The sequence below is a fragment of the Edwardsiella piscicida genome (assembly GCF_001896205.1).
In the GTDB taxonomy this organism is placed as follows: Bacteria; Pseudomonadota; Gammaproteobacteria; order Enterobacterales; family Enterobacteriaceae; genus Edwardsiella; species Edwardsiella piscicida.
Window position 1 is genome coordinate 3,678,542 of the sequence record NZ_MPNU01000001.1, and the last position, 17,180, is coordinate 3,695,721.

Below are 17,180 nucleotides of genomic sequence, written 5' to 3' on the forward strand. Positions count from 1 at the left end.
CTTTCAAATTTAACGCTAATTTAGCAGATGTTATCCATATAAGTAATATTTTGCGCTACCCGTTTATTCCAGCATCCTGCGCAATAGCACAATCTCTCGTTGAATTTAAAAAAGAGTGCGTTTACATTATCGATCAGTGTGTGATTGACATGAGCAGTTAACGTATTATTTTGGTATTAAATAAGCATTCAGTTTATTTCATTTATATCAATGATGTCCGTTATTATTACACCGCAGTACGCTAATACTGGATCGCCAAACTGTTGTTGCGGATGACAGGCGCCATCCGCGCTTTCCCTTGCCTGGCGGCGGGCGGGGCGGCATATGGAATTGTCAAAAAGGAAGTGACCATGACTCATAGCGTTACAGATATTGCTCTTATCGGCCAATTAACCCAACGGACGGTGGCGCTGGTATTAGCCGGCGGACGGGGAACCCGTCTTAATGGCCTGACCGACGGCCGAGCCAAACCCGCAGTCTATTTTGGCAGTCGTTTTCGCATCATCGACTTTACCCTTTCCAACTGTATTAACTCCGGTCTGCGCCGCGTAGGGGTGATCACCCAGTACAAGGCGCACTCGCTGCTGCGTCATATTCAGCACGGTTGGTCATTCCTGCACGCCGAGCGCAACGAATTTATCGATCTGCTACCGGCCCGTCAGCAGCTGGAGGAGGGATACTGGTATCGCGGCACCGCCGATGCGGTATACCAGAATAAAGAGATCATGCAGCGTCATTACCGGCCAGAATATGTGGTGATCCTGGCTGGCGACCATATTTATAAAATGAACTATGCCCAAATGCTGCTGGACCACGTGAAGTCCGGCGCACGCTGCACCGTCGGCTGCATCGAGGTTCCCCGCGAACAGGCCCACGCCTTTGGCGTAATGGCGGTCGATGAGCAGTTCCGCATCACCCGCTTTGAAGAAAAGCCGTCGCATCCTCCGGCCATGCCGGGCAACCCGCAGCGCTCGCTGGCATCGATGGGGATCTACATCTTCAACGCCGACTATCTCTATCAGACGCTGGAAGAGGCGCAGACCGACCCGGAGACCAGCTTCGACTTTGGCCAGGATATTATTCCGGCCGCGGTGCGCGAAGGCGTCGCCTATGCACATCCCTTTGGCCGCTCCTGCATGGGGTTTACCGCCGACGGCGAAGCCTATTGGCGCGATGTCGGGACGCTGGACGCCTACTGGGAAGCCAACATCGATCTGATCAGCACCCCGCCGCGTCTGGACCCGTTCGATCCTAACTGGCCCATCATCAGCAAGCATGCCCAGCTGGCGCCAGCGCGCTTCAAGCAGTCGGCCCGCCACGCCGGTAACGTCGTCGAAAATGCCCTGATCGGCGGCGGCTGCGTCATCGACAGCGCCCAGATCCATAACGCGATCCTCTCCGCGCGTGTCGAGGTCGCCCCCGAGGCGCAAATTGAGGCCAGCGTTCTGATGCCGGAGGTCTACGTCGGGCGCGGCTGCCGCCTGCAGCGCTGCGTCATCGATCGCGGCTGCCGTCTGCCGGATGGCCTGACCATCGGCGAAGACCCCCAGCAGGACGCGCGCTATTTTCACCGCAGCCCTAACGGGATCGTCTTAGTGACTCAAGAGGCATTGGCCAACCTGCCGGCGGTGCGACAGGCGGCCCCCATCATGGCCGTACCGGCCTGACGGCAAAAAGTGCGCCGGGCCTCATCCGCCGCCCAAAGCTGACTATGCTTAATCAGGGTCGCGGCGGCAAAAGCCCGCCATCGCGCATTTAAGGAAACCATATTTGCGCTGCGGGGTGCCGACGCACCCTGCCAGCGCCCAGACTGAATGGCCGGCATGAGGATGCACCCGTTCCCCTGCCCCGTCGCTTTTAGGGTAGAACGCATCCCCTGCCGTCAATTAAAGGAAGAATGCCATGTCCGTACTTCCCAGCACTCACAAGATCCAACAACTGCTCGCCGGCCAGTGCGCCGATCCCTTCGCTCTGCTGGGGATGCACACGACCGCTAAAGGGCTGACCGTGCGGGCGCTGATGCCCGAGGCAGAATCGGTACAGGTGGTCGACCGTAAAAACGGGCGCACGCTGGCCACGCTGGAGCGTATCCATGAGGGCGGTTTCTTCTGCGGCCTGGTGCCGCGGCGTAAGAATCCCTTCCCTTATCTGCTGCGCGTCACCTGGGCCAATCATCAGCAGCTGCTGGAAGATCCCTACCGTTTCGGGCCGTTGTTAGGCGAGATCGATAACTGGCTGCTCAAAGAGGGTACCCATCTGCGTCCCTATGAACGACTGGGCGCCCACCTGACCCAGCTGGCCGATATCCGCGGCGTCAGCTTCGCCGTCTGGGCACCCAACGCCCAGCGCGTCTCGGTGGTCGGCAACTTTAACGTCTGGGACGGGCGCCGCCATCCGATGCGCCTGCGTCGGGAAAGCGGTATCTGGGAGCTGTTCATCCCCGGCGTAGAGGCGGGTGAGCTGTACAAGTTTGAGCTGATCGACGCCCGCGGCGAGCGGGTGCTGAAAGCCGATCCCTACGCCTTTGAAGCTCAGATGCGGCCGGATACCGCCTCGCTGGTCGCTCCGCTACCGGAAAAAAGCGCCATCAGCGCCCAGCGCAGCGCCGCCAATGGCTTCAGCGCCCCGATCTCCATCTATGAGGTACACCTCGGCTCCTGGCGACGCCACAGCGACAACGGCTACTGGCTGAGCTACCGGGAAATGGCCGAGCAGCTCATCCCCTACGTCAAAGAGATGGGCTTTACCCATATCGAGCTGCTGCCGATCAATGAGCACCCCTTTGACGGCTCCTGGGGCTATCAGCCGCTGGGGCTATACGCGCCGACCCGACGCTATGGCACGCCGCAGGAGTTCCGTGAATTTATCGACGCCGCCCACGCCGCCGGGATCAACGTCCTGCTCGACTGGGTTCCCGGCCACTTTCCCAGCGACGAGTGGGGGCTGGCTAACTTCGACGGCACGGCGCTGTATGAATACGCCGATCCGCGCGAAGGCTTCCACCAAGACTGGAATACCCTGATCTACAACTATGGCCGCTATGAGGTGCGTAACTTCCTGGCCGGCAACGCCCTCTTCTGGCAGGAGCGCTATGGCATCGACGGCCTGCGCGTCGACGCCGTGGCCTCCATGGTCTACCGCGACTACAGCCGCGCCGCGGGCGAATGGGTTCCCAACTGCCACGGCGGAAACCAGAATCTGGAGGCCATCGAGTTCCTACGCTATACCAACCGGACCCTGGGCGAGCAACACCCCGGCAGCGTCTGTATGGCCGAAGAGTCCACCGACTTTCCCGGCGTCACCCTGCCGCCGGACGCCGGCGGCCTGGGCTTCCACTTCAAGTGGAATATGGGCTGGATGCACGACACCCTCAACTACATGAAGCACGATCCGGTCTATCGCAAATATCACCACAATCTGATGACCTTCGGCCTGCTGTATGCCTGGAGCGAAAACTTTGTGCTGGCCCTCTCCCACGACGAAGTCGTGCACGGCAAGGGCTCGCTGCTGGATAAAATGCCCGGTGACGCCTGGCAGAAATTTGCCAACCTGCGCGCCTACTACGGCTTTATGTGGGCGCATCCCGGTAAAAAGCTGCTGTTTATGGGCGGGGAGTTTGCTCAGGGGCGCGAATGGAACCACGAGTCCAGCCTGGACTGGCACCTGCTAGAGGGCGAAGACAACTGGCACAATGGCGTCCAGCGGCTAGTACGGGATCTGAACCTCTGCTATCGCAGCTGCGGCGCACTGCACCGCTGGGACTGCGACGCGCGTGGCTTCCGCTGGCGAGTGGTCGATGACGATCAGAACTCGGTCTTCGCCTTTGTCCGCCGCGACGATATGGGCAACGAAGTGCTGGTGGTCAGTAACTTTACGCCGGTCCCGCGTCATCACTACCGTATCGGCGTCGATCTGCCGGGGCGCTATCGCGAAATTCTCAATACCGACTCCAGCCACTACCACGGCAGCAACAGCGGTAATCAGGGCGGCGTGCTCAGCGAGGCGGTGGGCAGCCACGGCTGTGAGTACTCCGTCCAGCTGACCCTACCGCCGCTGTCGACGCTCTATCTGTGTCTGGATAATGGGGACGGAGACGATGCTCAGGCCGGGTAAACCCTACCCGCTGGGCGCGCATCTGACGCCGCAGGGGGTCAACTTCGCCATCTACTCGGCGCACGCGCAGCGCATAGAGCTGTGCCTGTTCGATACGGACGGTCATCAACAGTCCTATGAGCTGCCGGCGCGCAGCGGCGATATTTGGCACGGCCTACTGCCCGGCGGACACGCCGGGCTGGAGTATACCTACCGCGTATACGGCCCCTGGCAGCCGGAAAAAGGGCTGCGTTTTAACCCGGCCAAGATGGTGCTGGATCCCTATGCGCGGGCGCTGAGCCATGCGCTGCCGGCGGACGATCGTCTGTGCGGCGGCCTGAGCGATCCGGACTGGCGTGACAACCGTGACCTGCTGCCGCGCTGCATCGTCAACGACGAGCAGTATGCCTGGCGGGAGGATGCGCCGCCCAATACGCTCTGGGGCAGCACGGTTATCTATGAGGCCCACGTCCGCGGCCTGACCCGGCAGCATCCCGGTATCCCGCCGGATCTGCGCGGCAGCTACGCGGCGCTGGCCCACCCCATCATGCTGGAGCACTACGCCCGCCTGGGGATCACCGCCCTGGAATTACTCCCCATCCAGCTGCATGCGGATGAGCCCCGCCTGCAGCGACTGGGGCTAAGCAACTACTGGGGGTACAACGTGCTGGCCCCCTTCGCCATTGAGCCGCGTTACCACTCTGGGCGACCCGGCACCACGCCGCTGAGCGAATTCTGCGCCGCCGTCAACGCCCTGCACCGCGCGGGGATCGAGGTGATACTCGACGTGGTGTTTAACCACACCGCAGAACTGGACGAACGCGGGCCGATGGTCTCGCTGCGCGGCATCGACAACCGCAGCTACTACTGGCGCAACGGACAGGGCGCATTGGAGAACTGGAGCGGCTGCGGCAACACCCTGCGGCTGACCAAGACCCACAGCGTGCAGTGGGTCATGGATTGCCTGCGCTACTGGGTGGAGACCTGCCACGTGGATGGATTCCGCTTCGATCTGGGGACGGTACTGGGGCGGACGCCGGACTTTGTCCGCCACTCCCCTCTGTTTGTCGCCATCGCCCAGGATCCGCTGCTGGCGCGGGTTAAGTTTATTGCCGAACCCTGGGATATCGGTCCGAACGGTTACCAGTTGGGCCATTTTCCCCAATACTTCGCCGAGTGGAACGATCGCTTCCGCGATGATATGCGCCGTTTCTGGCTGCAGAGCGATCTGCCTAACGGCCTCTTCGCCACCCGTTTCGCCGCCTCCAGCGACCTGTTTCGTCATCACGGGCGCACGCCCTCGTCCAGCATCAACCACATTACCTGCCACGACGGATTCACCCTGCGCGACCTGCTCAGCTACAGCCAGCGCCATAACCAGGCCAACGGGGAGAACAACCGCGACGGTAATACCCACAATTACAGCCACAACCATGGCGTAGAGGGGATTGACGCCGAGGATGAGATCCACGCGCGGCGCCAGGCCAGCGCCCGAGCGCTGCTCACCACGCTGCTGCTGGCGCAGGGAACGCCAATGCTGCTGGCCGGCGATGAGCTTGGCCATAGCCAGCAGGGCAACAATAACGCCTACTGCCAGGATAACCCCATCACCTGGCTCGACTGGAGCCAGGCCGACGAGGGGCTGCTGCAGTTTACCGCCCAGCTGATCCACCTGCGCCGCCGTATCGCGGCGCTGACCGACAATCGCTGGTGGAACGAGAACGACGGCAGCGTACGCTGGCTGAATGCCGATGCCCAGCCCATGACGGAGGCCCAGTGGCAGGCGGTGCCCCCCGTGGCGCTGCAGATCCTGCTGGCGGAGCAGTGGCTCTTAGTGATCAACGGCGGACCGCAGGCGCAGGCGATCGTCCTGCCGCCGGGCGACTGGCATATTCCGCCGCCGTTTGCCGTATTACGGGAAGACATGCAGGGCGGATGCCAGCATCTTGCGGCGCGCAGCTGCTGTCTCTTTATGCGCATTTAGCGCGCTGGCGCTGCGCCCTTGACGGCGCGAGCGGCCTTTTATAAGGAGTCGGAAATGGTGAAATCGGACAATCAAAATAAACTGATGTTGGCCCGCCAGCTACCGCAGCAGTCCGTTGCGCTGATCCTGGCCGGCGGCCGCGGCTCGCGCCTGAAAGATCTCACCAAAACCCGCGCCAAGCCGGCGGTTCACTTTGGCGGGAAGTTCCGCATCATCGACTTTGCGCTCTCTAACTGTATCAACTCCGGCATTCGGCGCATCGGGGTGATCACCCAGTACCACTCCCATACGCTGGTACAGCACATTCAGCGCGGCTGGTCGATCCTCAATGAGTCCATGAACGAGTTCGTCGATCTGCTGCCGGCCCAGCAGCGTGACGCTTCGGAAACCTGGTATCGCGGCACCGCCGACGCCGTCTACCAAAACCTGGACATCATCCGCCGCTATCAGGCGGACTACGTGGTGATCCTGGCCGGCGACCATATTTACAAGATGGACTACTCGCGCATGCTGCTCGACCACGTGGAAAACGGCGCCGGCTGCACCGTCGCCTGTATCCCGGTACCGCGCGCCGAGGCCAACGCCTTTGGGGTGATGGAGGTCAGCGACGACCACCGCATCCTCAAGTTTTTAGAGAAGCCGGCCCAGCCGCCGGGCATGCCGGGCGATGCCGAGATGTCCCTGGCCAGCATGGGGATCTATGTGTTCAACGCCGACTACCTGTTCCAGCTGCTGGAGGAGGATATCCATACCCCCGGCTCCTGCCACGACTTCGGCCAAGATTTGATCCCCAAGGCCACCGCACAGGGCCGCGCTTGGGCGCACCCGTTCACGCTCTCCTGCGTCACCAGTGGAAACGCCGATACCCCGCCCTACTGGCGCGATGTCGGCACCCTGGACGCCTACTGGCGGGCCAACCTCGATCTGGCGTCGGTAACCCCGGAGCTGGATATGTACGATAACCACTGGCCGATCCGCACCTACATGGAGTCGCTGCCGCCGGCCAAGTTTGTGCAGGACCGCTCGGGGAGCCACGGCATGACCATGAACTCGCTGGTCTCCGGCGGCTGCATCATCTCCGGCTCGGTCGTGGTGCACTCCGTGCTGTTCCCGCGCGTTCGCATCAACTCTTTCTGCACCATCGACTCCTCCGTACTGCTGCCGGATGTCTACATCGGACGCTCCTGTCGGCTGCGCCGCTGCATCGTCGATCGCGCCTGCCATCTGCCGGAGGGCATGGTCATCGGTGAAAACGCCGAAGAGGACAGCCGCCGTTTTTACCGTTCGGAAAGCGGCATCGTATTGGTAACGCGTGAAATGCTCGCGCGTCTGTAATCATCCCCTGCGGCCTGACCGGCCGCAGGCACAGGAGCAATAATGTACGTCTTACACGTGTGTTCTGAACTTTTCCCGCTGCTGAAAACCGGCGGCCTGGCCGATGTGGTCGGCGCCATGCCCGCCGCCCAGATAGCCCAGGGCGCCAACGTACGCGTACTGGTGCCGGGGTTCCCGGCTATCTGCGCCGGGATCCCGGACAGCGATGAAGTGGCCACCCTGGACACCTTTGCCGGGCGAGTGACCCTGCGCTACGGCGTCTACCGCGGCGTCGGGGTCTACCTGATCGACGCGCCCCATCTGTATCAGCGTCCCGGTAGCCCCTACCACGACCAGTGGCAAAACGCCTATGGCGATAACCACCTGCGCTTTGCGCTGCTCGGCTGGATCGCCGCCGAGCTGGCCTGTAACTGCGATCCCTTCTGGCGCCCGCAGGTGGTTCACGCCCACGACTGGCACGCCGGTCTGGCCTGTGCCTACCTGGCAGCGCGCGGTAACCCTGCCCGCTCGGTCTTTACCGTACACAACCTGGCCTATCAGGGGCTGTTCAACGCCCGCCATCTGGACGAGCTGGCCCTGCCCCCTCACTTCTTCCAAATTTACGGGCTGGAGTTTCACGGCCAAATCTCCTTCATGAAGGCCGGGCTGTACTATGCCGACCATGTCACCACCGTCAGTCCGACCTATGCGCAGGAGATAACGCATCCCGAGTTTGCCTATGGCATGGAGGGTCTGCTGCGGTGGCGCGCCCAGGAGGGCACCCTGAGCGGGATCCTCAACGGCGTGGACGATACCATTTGGAACCCGGCCAGCGACGCGCTGATCGCCCGCACCTACCGGCGGGAGACGCTGCGCGATAAGGCCGCGAACAAACTGCATCTGCAGACGTCCATGGGGCTGGAGGTTGACGCCGACAAACCGCTGTTCGCCGTGGTCAGCCGCCTCACCGGTCAGAAAGGGCTTGATCTGCTGCTGGCGGCGCTGCCGACCCTGCTGGAGGGCGGCGCTCAGCTGGCGCTGCTCGGCGCCGGCGATACCCAGCTACAGGAGGCATTTCTGGCCGTCGCCGCGGAGTACCCCGGTCAGGTCGGCGTCCAGATCGGTTACCACGAAGCCTTCTCGCACCGCATCATGGCCGGCGCCGACGTGATCGTGGTGCCAAGCCGCTTTGAGCCCTGTGGGCTGACCCAGCTGTACGGCCTTAAATACGGCTCGCTGCCGCTGGTGCGCCACACCGGCGGCCTGGCCGACACGGTCAACGACTGTGCGCTGGAAAACCTGGCCGACGGCAGCGCCACCGGCTTCGTCTTCCATGACGCCACCGCCGCTGACCTCGCCTGCGCCATCCGTCGGGCGCTGGTGCTGTGGAGCCGTCCGACCCTGTGGCGCTACGTGCAGCGCCAGGCCATGGCGCAGTCATTCGGCTGGGATCTGGCCGCCGAACGCTATCTGGCGCTGTACCGCCGACTACTGTAGGCCGTGCCTACGCGGCCATACGAGCGGCCATACGATGCAGGCCGGCGCAGGCCGGCCCTCTGGCGAAGCGACCCCTGGCAGCAAACGGATATGCGCAGGGGCCAACGCCGTACTACCATAACCGGGCATGGCCCGGCACCGAGGATCGGGAGCTGTCATGATTAACTCACCCTTTAACTATACGTCCCCCGTGGTCAGCGTTGAGGCGCTCAAACACTCTATTGCCTATAAGCTGATGTTTACCGTTGGCAAGGATCCCTCCGTCGCTAACCAGCACGACTGGCTGAATGCGACCCTGTTCGCCGTTCGCGACCGTATCGTTGAGTGCTGGCTGCGCTCGGTTCGCGCCCAGTACTCGCAGGATTTGCGCCAGGTCTACTACCTCTCGATGGAATTTCTGCTGGGACGCACCCTCTCCAACGCCCTGATGGCGATCGGCGTGTACGATGAAACCAAAAAAGCGCTCGATGAAATGGGCATCGATCTGGATGAACTGCTGAACGAGGAGCTGGACCCGGGGCTTGGCAACGGCGGTCTGGGACGGCTGGCGGCCTGTTTCCTGGATTCGATGGCGACCCAGGGGCTACCGGCCAACGGCTATGGCATCCGCTATGAATATGGCATGTTCAAACAGAATATCGTCAACGGGCAGCAGGCCGAATCACCGGACAACTGGCTGGAGTATGGCAACGCCTGGGAGTTCGTCCGCCACAATACCCGCTACCGGGTTCGCTTTGGCGGCCGTATCCAGCAGGAGGGCAACCGCAGCCGCTGGCTGGAGACCGAAGAGGTCCTGGCGCTGGCCTACGATCAGATAATCCCCGGCTTTGATATCTGCGCGACCAATACCCTGCGCCTGTGGTCGGCGCGCGCCAGCAGCGAGATTAATCTGGGTAAATTCAACCAGGGCGACTACTTTGCCGCCGTGGAGGATAAAAACCACTCGGAAAACGTATCGCGCGTACTCTACCCGGACGACTCGACCTACTGCGGGCGCGAACTGCGTCTGCGCCAAGAGTACTTTCTGGTCTCGGCAACGGTACAGGACATCATCAGCCGTCATCTGCTCACCCACCATCGGCTGGACAACCTGGCAGACAAGGTGGCCATCCACCTGAATGACACCCATCCGGTGCTCTCCATTCCGGAGCTGATGCGCCTGCTGATCGACGAACATCACTACGACTGGGAGCAGGCCTGGCAGGCCGTCATGCAGATCTTCTCCTATACCAACCACACCCTGATGAGCGAGGCGCTGGAAACCTGGCCGGTAGATATGCTGGGACGTATTCTGCCGCGCCATCTGCAGATCATCTTTGAGATCAACGACCACTTTCTCAAGGAGGTGCAGAGCGCCTATCCCGACGACGATGCCCTGCTGCGCCGGGTGTCGATCATCGATGAGAGCAACGGCCGTCAGGTGCGCATGGCCTGGCTGGCGGTGGTCGCCAGCCACAAGGTCAACGGCGTATCCAAGCTGCACTCTGAGCTGATGGTGACTTCGCTGTTCGCCGACTTCGCCCGCCTGTTCCCGGGGCGCTTCTGTAACAAAACCAACGGGATCACCCCCCGTCGCTGGCTGGCGCAGGCGAACCAGTCCCTGTCAAAGGTGCTGGATGGCGCTATCGGTCAGCGCTGGCGCACCGACCTGAGCATGCTCAGCGAACTGCTGCCGCACGCCGACTACCCCACCTTTATCCGCGAAATTCAGCTGGCCAAGCAGCACAACAAACGCCAGCTGGCGATGTACGTCGCGCTGCACCTGAATACGGTGATTAATCCCAAGGCGCTGTTTGACGTCCAGGTCAAACGCATTCACGAATATAAGCGCCAGCTGCTCAACGTGCTGCACATCATTACGCTGTATAACCGTATCCTGCAGGAGCCGGACGCCGAGCGGGTGCCGCGGGTGAAAATCTTCGCCGGCAAGGCAGCCTCTGCCTACTACAATGCCAAGCTGATCATTCGACTGATCAACGACGTCGCCAAGGTGATCAACGCCGACGAGCGGCTGGGCGGTCAGCTGAAGGTCGTTTTCATCCCCAACTACAGCGTTAGCCTGGCGCAGCTGATCATTCCAGCGGCCGATCTGTCGGAGCAGATCTCGACCGCTGGCACCGAGGCCTCCGGCACCAGCAACATGAAGTTCGCCCTCAACGGCGCGCTGACTATCGGCACCCTGGACGGCGCCAACGTCGAGATCCGCGAGCGGGTTGGCGCCGAAAATATGTTTATCTTCGGCAACACCACCGAGGAGGTGGAGGCGCTGCGGCGCAACGGCTATAACCCACGCGACTACTATGAGCGCGATCCGGAGCTGAACCAGGCGCTGAACCAGATAGCCTCCGGGCTGTTTTGCCCAGAGGAGCCGCGGCGCTACGCCAGTCTGTTTGACTCGCTGATTAACTTTGGCGATCACTATCAGCTGCTGGCGGACTACCGCAGCTATGTCGATATGCAGGATCAGGTGGATGAAGTGTACGCCCATCCCGACGAATGGGCGCGTAAGGCGCTGCTGAACATCGCCAACATGGGGTATTTCTCGTCTGACCGCACCATTCGTGAGTATGCCGACGAGATCTGGCAGATCAAACCGGTCAAGCTCTGAGTGACCTAACGTGCCAAGGCCTCCCGTCGGAGGCCTTGGCTATTTTCAGGAAGGCGACGATGTCTCCGCCGCCGGGCGGTGGGCCGCCAGCCACTCGGCTACCCGCTGACGCTGCGCGTCATCCAGCCACATCCCCAGCTTGGTGCGACGCCACAGGGCGTCCTCCGCCGTCGTGACCCACTCATGCCCCGCCAGATAGTCGAGCTCCGCCGCATACAGTCCATGGCCGAAGTGTTCGCCTAAGTCAGCCAGCGACGCCGCGGAGCCGATTAACCGCTCACTGCGCGCGCCGTAGGTATGGGCATAGCGGCGCGCCAGCGCCTGCGGCAGCCAGTCATGGCGCTGACGCAGCGCAGCGGCATAGCTGTCCCGATCGCAGCCCATCTCCCCGCCGGGCAGCACCGCGCCCTTGGTCCAGGCATCGCCGCAGTGCGGATAGTAGGGGCGCAGCTTTTCCAGTGCGTGCTCCGCCAGCTTACGGTAGGTGGTCAGCTTGCCGCCGAAGACCGACAGCAGCGGCGCCGCGCCGTCCCGATCGTGAATATCCAGCGTATAGTCACGGGTGATCGCCTGCGGCGAATCCGATTCATCGTCGCACAGCGGGCGCACCCCGGAGTAGGTCCAGACGATATCTTGTCGATTCAGCTGGCGCACAAAGTGGCTATTGTAGACCCGAAGCAGATAGTCTATTTCACCCTCGTCAATCTGCACCGCGCGCGGATCGCCGTGATACTCCACGTCGGTGGTGCCGATGATGGAGAACGCATCCAGCCACGGGATCACGAAGACAATGCGCTGATCCTCATTTTGCAAAATATACGCCTGCGGCTGGTCATGCACCCGTGGAACCACGATATGGCTCCCCTTGATCAGCCGAATCCCGTAGGGGGACTTGAGCTGCAGGCCGTCATCAAACAGCTGCTTGACCCACGGGCCGGTGGCATTGACCAGACCGCGGGCGCGCCAGGTCAGCGTCTCCCCGCTGTCGATGTCGCGCGCCTCAACCACCCATATGCCCTCCTCGCGCCAGGCGCGGGTCACCTCGGTGCGCGTGCGTACCTCTCCGCCGCGCTCCACCACCGCCATGGCGTTGAGCACCACCAGGCGGGCATCGTCCACCCAGCAGTCGGAGTACTCAAAGCCGCGCGTCAGGCTGGGCTTCAGCACTGAACCGGCGCCGAAGCGCAGGGCGCAGCTGCCCGGCAGGCTGGTGCGTTTACCGAGATGATCATACAGAAACAGGCCGGCGCGGATCATCCAGGCCGGGCGTAAATGCGGCTGATGCGGCAGGCGAAAGCGCAGCGGAAAGGCGATGTGCGGCGCCATCTTCAGCAGCACCTCACGCTCCGCCAAGGCCTCGCTCACCAATCGAAACTCATAGTGTTCGAGATAGCGCAGGCCCCCATGGATCAGCTTCGAGCTGGCCGACGAGGTGGCGCAGGCGAGATCGCGCGCCTCCAGCATCAGCACCGATAGCCCGCGACCGGCGGCATCGGCCGCAATACCCGCACCGTTAATACCGCCACCGATGACGATTACGTCTTTGATATCCACGACTCCTCCCGCTCTCTGCAATACGCCATAATGTTCGTTTTCGAGCATTATGATATGCGATAAGCAACAAACACACCATCCATTAACCAAATAAAAACACAGTTACGCGACGCGGATAACACAAAGTTGATATTGTCATTACATATTGTGTGGATAATGGCGAACCGATGCCGCCCAAGCGGCGCGAAGGCAGAAGAGAGCCGCAGGGGCGGGGCGGAGGTCGCGCAGTGGGACGCCGATAGCGTCCCACTGCGGACGGAGAGAGGATGGGCTCGGCGTCGACCCCATAGGCCGTGACGGGGTATCGCCTAGCAGATCTCCAACTGAACGCTGTGCTGTTCGATCACTTTTTGCAGCCCCTGCGGCGGCTGCTGATCGGTAAACAGATAGTCCACCAGCTCCATAGTCCCCAGATTTACCATCGCGTTGCGGCCAAATTTGGAGTGATCCGTTACCAGCATCACGCAGCGGGAGTTCTCAATGATCGCCCGCTTGGTACGCACCTCGTGATAATCAAACTCCAGCAGAGAGCCGTCCATATCGATACCGCTGATGCCAAGGATCCCGTAGTCCAGGCGGAACTGGGAGATAAAGTCGAGCGTCGCCTCGCCGACGATGCCGCCGTCGCGGGTGCGAACTTCGCCGCCGGCCAAGATCAGACGAAAATCCTCTTTCACCATCAGCAGGCTGGCCACGTTGAGATTATTGGTCACCACCCGCAGGTTATGATGGTTAAGCAGGGCGTAGGCAACGGCCTCCGGCGTAGTACCGATATCGATGAACAGGGTTGCGCCGTCGGGGATCATGCTGGCGACCCGCCGGGCAATACGCGCCTTCTCTTCCGACCACATTCCCTTGCGATCGTGATAGGCCGCGTTGACCGAGCTCGACGGCATCGCGGCGCCGCCGTGATGGCGGTGGATCTTATTCTGTTCAGCCAGGTCATTCAGATCGCGGCGGATGGTCTGCGGGCTCACGTCGAAGTGTTCGACCAACTCCTCGGTGCTGACATAGCCCCGCTGACGGACCAGATCGATAATCGCTTCATGGCGCTGTGTTTGTTTCACGAAAATTCCCCTGCGTTTACCGGCTCCCCCGGCAGCATTAAAACGGAACAGCGGGCGACAGCCTCACTGTCGGCGGAAATGGCGCATATCCCAAAACGCCATCAACAGGCCTATCACCAGGCCACCGGCGTGAGCGGCATTGGCAATCGCCAGACCAAACCAGTTGAAATAGCCGGCCACCAGCCACAGCAGCGAAAACAGCATCAGGCCGCGCGGCATGGCGACGCCAAACTGCGGCGCACGTTCACCGCACCACCAGACATAGCCCATCAGGGCATACACAACGCCGGACAGGCCGCCGAAGAAAATCCCGCTAAACAGCGACTGTGCCCAGGCGCTCATCAGCGCGGAAACCAGCGCTATCTGCGCCAGCTTGGCGGCGCCCAGACGCTTCTCAACCTGACCGCCCAGATACCACCACCACATCAGGTTGAAGATGATGTGCAGCGGTGAAAAGTGCAGCAGCGCCGGCGTAAAGTAGCGCCACAGCTGATAGCGCTGCGCCGCATCCGCGGGCCAGGCCAGATAAGCCATCACCGCGCCGTCGCCCAGCGCCAGCTGCAGCAGATACACCAGGATGCACAGCAGCGTCACCCCGATTGTCAGCGGACCGGTCTGGCGGGCAAAGCTGCGCAGGTAGCCAAAATGGGCATAGTGTAGCCCGCTGTGAGTCGAGCCGCTTTGCCAGCTGGCGGCCTGATAGCGCGGGTGCTGCGGCGCCTGCAAAAAACGCTGCAGCTCCTGCTCGACCTGCGCCAAACGGCTATCATCAGCCAGCCACAGGGCCACGCCCTGCTGCCCGCTCTCCGCCTCCAGACGCACGCCCTGTGTCGCCATATAGTCAATAAATGCCTGCGCCAAACGCGGGTTAGGCAATGTGATCACACGAACCATGAATACCTGCTTATATCGATAACCACTGACGGTGCGCGCCTCAGTCGCCGCCGCGAGCCACCGCGTCAGGGTAGGCCCGCTGCCAGGCGTCAAAGCCGCCGTCAATACTGTAAACCTCATCAAACCCCTGGTGCAGCAGATACTGCGCCGCGCCGCGGCTGCTATTGCCGTGGTAACACATCACCATCACCGGCTGAACGCCGTCATACTGCCGCATCAGCGCGGGCAGCGTCGCATCCGTTAGATGAAACGCGCCGGGCACGTGTCCGGCGGCATAGCTCTGTGCATCCCGGATATCCAGCAACAGCGTCTGCCCCTGCGCCAGCATGTGCTGCGCCTGCGCGACGGCGATCGTCTCAAACTGCTCCATACTCCACCTCTGCCTCTCTCGAAAAGAGGCGCATTGTAACTGTTTTGTTAAATGCAGAATACGACAACGGTGCGCGAACGCCCGCCAAAGAAGAGTCTGGGCAGGCTCGCTGGAGCCCCCCAGAGATTGCGGCTTTTGCATTAAAAAGCAAGCACAAAAAGCGCGATCGGCCGGACGGCGGACAAAATCCCCCACCGCCATCCCACTTTGCGCCACGCGGCTCGTCGCGCCGTTGATTATACTGACGCAGAGGCGCAGCCATACCGGCGGTGCCGCCGTGACGGAGACGTTTCCATGAGATACATCGTCCTCACCCTGAGCCTGCTGGGCGGCGCGCTCTTGCCCGCCCATGCCGATAGCGCCCTGATGCAGCAGCAGCAGCAGATGATCCAGCAACAGCAGCAGCAGTTTCAGCAGCAGCGCAACAGCGCCGCGCAGCAGAGCCTGCGCAACACCCAAACGCAGATCCAGCGCGACGCCCAGGCACAGCAGATTCAGCAGCTGAATCAGCGTATGCAGCGCAACGATCCGCTGTGGCAAAGCCAGCAAGGCGTCACGCCGACGCCGATCCCGCCGCGCGCGCAGTAGCCGTCGTCGACGCGCTTGGCGCCGTCCGCCTCAGCGTTTGGCGAAGTCAGGGCCGATAAGGTCGATGCGATCGGTACAGATGCTATCGACGCCCCAGTCGAGCAGTTCACGCGCCCGCTGCGGCTGATTCACCGTGTACACCAGGATATGCAGCCCGGCGCGGCGGATCGCCGCCACGCGTTCGGCGTTCAGGGCATGGTGATCGATATGCAGCGCGACGCAGCCCAGCGCATGGGTTAGCGCCTGCCACTCCTCATCCCACGCCTCCAGCAGCAGCCCACGCGGCAGCTGCGGCGCGACGCGCTGAGCCTCGGCCAGCGCCGGCTGTGAGAAAGAAGACAGCAGCGGCGGCACCGCGGCATCCTGCCACAGGTCAGCGGCGGCCAGCGCCACCGCCCGCCCGGTTTCGACATCACAGCCGTGGGTAGGCTTGATCTCGATATTGGCCATCATCCCATGCTGCCGACAGCGCGCGGCGACCTGGCTCAGCAGCGGCAGCGGCTCGCCGGCAAAGCGACGACTGAAGCCGCCCCCGGCATCCAGGCCCACCAGTCGCGCCCAGGACTGCTCGCCCGCCACGCCCCAGCCGTTGGTGGTTCGCTCCAGCGTGTCGTCATGCAGTAAAAAGATCTGTCCGTCAGCGCTCAACTTCGCGTCGAACTCAATCATGGTATGACCATGGCTGGCCCCCACGTCGATTGCCGCCAGGGTATTCTCCGGCGCCAGCTTGCCGCCGCCGCGGTGGGCGACGATGGCCGGATAAGGCCAGTGACTCATGATGATGGTTCCTCTGCGGACGGCGCGATACGCCGCCCGTCGCTAGGTTCAAAGAAGTGCAGGTTATCCTGCGGTAGCACCAGCTGCAATACGCTGCCGATGGCCGGCACCGCCTGATAGGGTAAACGCACGGTGACGCTCTGGCCGCCCCAGCGCCCGTGCGCCAGGTTGTCGGCGCCCAGCAGCTCCAGCGTATCGATGGTCAGCCCGTTCCCCGTCTCGCCCTGCGTCGCGCTGGCGCACCGCAGGTGTTCAGGACGGATCCCGAGCGTCAGCGATCGGCCGGCCAACGCCGGCAGCGGCCGCTGCAGCCGGATGCGCTGATCCTGCGCCAGACAAAAGGTCTGCCCGTCGTCCGCCAGCGCGCCGTCAAACAGATTCATCGCCGGAGCCCCCATGAATCCGGCGACAAAGCGGCTGGCCGGGCGATGATAG

General features: G+C 62.2%; 13 protein-coding genes. 7 read left to right on the plus strand and 6 right to left on the minus strand.

Features of this window, described 5'->3' with window-relative positions:
- Positions 1-350: 350 nt before the first annotated feature.
- From glgC (BRD58_RS17005) to glgP, 6 genes are all read left to right on the plus strand, one after another.
- Positions 351-1,667 (plus strand): glucose-1-phosphate adenylyltransferase, encoded by a 1,317-nt coding sequence (gene glgC / locus BRD58_RS17005; protein ID WP_012850103.1) that lies wholly within the window; start codon positions 351-353, stop codon positions 1,665-1,667.
- A gap of 235 nt (positions 1,668-1,902) precedes the next feature.
- The gene (gene glgB, locus BRD58_RS17010; protein ID WP_015462454.1) at positions 1,903-4,113 is read left to right on the plus strand and encodes a 1,4-alpha-glucan branching protein GlgB; all 2,211 of its coding nucleotides are present in this window, start codon (positions 1,903-1,905) and stop codon (positions 4,111-4,113) included.
- Entirely contained in the window at positions 4,097-6,076 is a 1,980-nt protein-coding gene (gene glgX / locus BRD58_RS17015) for a glycogen debranching protein GlgX (protein WP_073383792.1), read from the plus strand. The genes glgB and glgX overlap by 17 nt, the downstream gene beginning before the upstream one ends.
- A gap of 54 nt (positions 6,077-6,130) precedes the next feature.
- Positions 6,131-7,411, plus strand: a complete 1,281-nt coding sequence (gene glgC / locus BRD58_RS17020; RefSeq protein ID WP_012850106.1) for a glucose-1-phosphate adenylyltransferase — start codon at positions 6,131-6,133, stop codon at positions 7,409-7,411.
- A 42-nt stretch (positions 7,412-7,453) separates the two neighbouring features.
- Entirely contained in the window at positions 7,454-8,887 is a 1,434-nt protein-coding gene (gene glgA / locus BRD58_RS17025) for a glycogen synthase GlgA (RefSeq protein ID WP_069579478.1), read from the plus strand.
- A 160-nt stretch (positions 8,888-9,047) separates the two neighbouring features.
- Complete coding sequence (glgP, locus tag BRD58_RS17030) at positions 9,048-11,495, plus strand: glycogen phosphorylase (RefSeq protein ID WP_034168480.1); 2,448 nt, start codon at positions 9,048-9,050, stop codon at positions 11,493-11,495.
- 45 nt (positions 11,496-11,540) lie between these two features.
- On the opposite strand, the gene glpD is transcribed toward glgP, so the two are convergent.
- The 4 genes from glpD to glpE form a co-directional block, all read right to left on the minus strand.
- Complete coding sequence (gene glpD / locus BRD58_RS17035; RefSeq protein ID WP_069579480.1) at positions 11,541-13,049, minus strand: glycerol-3-phosphate dehydrogenase; 1,509 nt, start codon at positions 13,047-13,049, stop codon at positions 11,541-11,543.
- Between the two features lie 308 nt (positions 13,050-13,357).
- Positions 13,358-14,116: a DeoR/GlpR family transcriptional regulator gene (locus BRD58_RS17040; RefSeq protein WP_012850110.1), complete on the minus strand. Its 759-nt coding sequence runs from the start codon at positions 14,114-14,116 to the stop codon at positions 13,358-13,360.
- A 63-nt stretch (positions 14,117-14,179) separates the two neighbouring features.
- Positions 14,180-15,010: a rhomboid family intramembrane serine protease GlpG gene (glpG, locus tag BRD58_RS17045; RefSeq protein WP_015462459.1), complete on the minus strand. Its 831-nt coding sequence runs from the start codon at positions 15,008-15,010 to the stop codon at positions 14,180-14,182.
- A gap of 40 nt (positions 15,011-15,050) precedes the next feature.
- The gene (gene glpE, locus BRD58_RS17050; RefSeq protein ID WP_012850113.1) at positions 15,051-15,380 is read right to left on the minus strand and encodes a thiosulfate sulfurtransferase GlpE; all 330 of its coding nucleotides are present in this window, start codon (positions 15,378-15,380) and stop codon (positions 15,051-15,053) included.
- Between the two features lie 294 nt (positions 15,381-15,674).
- Between glpE and BRD58_RS17055 the strand changes: the two genes are divergently transcribed.
- Entirely contained in the window at positions 15,675-15,968 is a 294-nt protein-coding gene (locus tag BRD58_RS17055) for a hypothetical protein (protein ID WP_012850112.1), read from the plus strand.
- A 30-nt stretch (positions 15,969-15,998) separates the two neighbouring features.
- Here BRD58_RS17055 and ugpQ read toward each other — a convergent pair whose 3' ends face one another.
- Both ugpQ and BRD58_RS18290 read right to left on the minus strand, forming a co-directional pair.
- Entirely contained in the window at positions 15,999-16,748 is a 750-nt protein-coding gene (gene ugpQ / locus BRD58_RS17060) for a glycerophosphodiester phosphodiesterase (protein ID WP_173790626.1), read from the minus strand.
- Positions 16,742-17,180 (minus strand): TOBE domain-containing protein (locus BRD58_RS18290; protein WP_236721612.1); only part of this gene is annotated, 439 nt, incomplete at its 5' end. The genes ugpQ and BRD58_RS18290, both read right to left, overlap by 7 nt.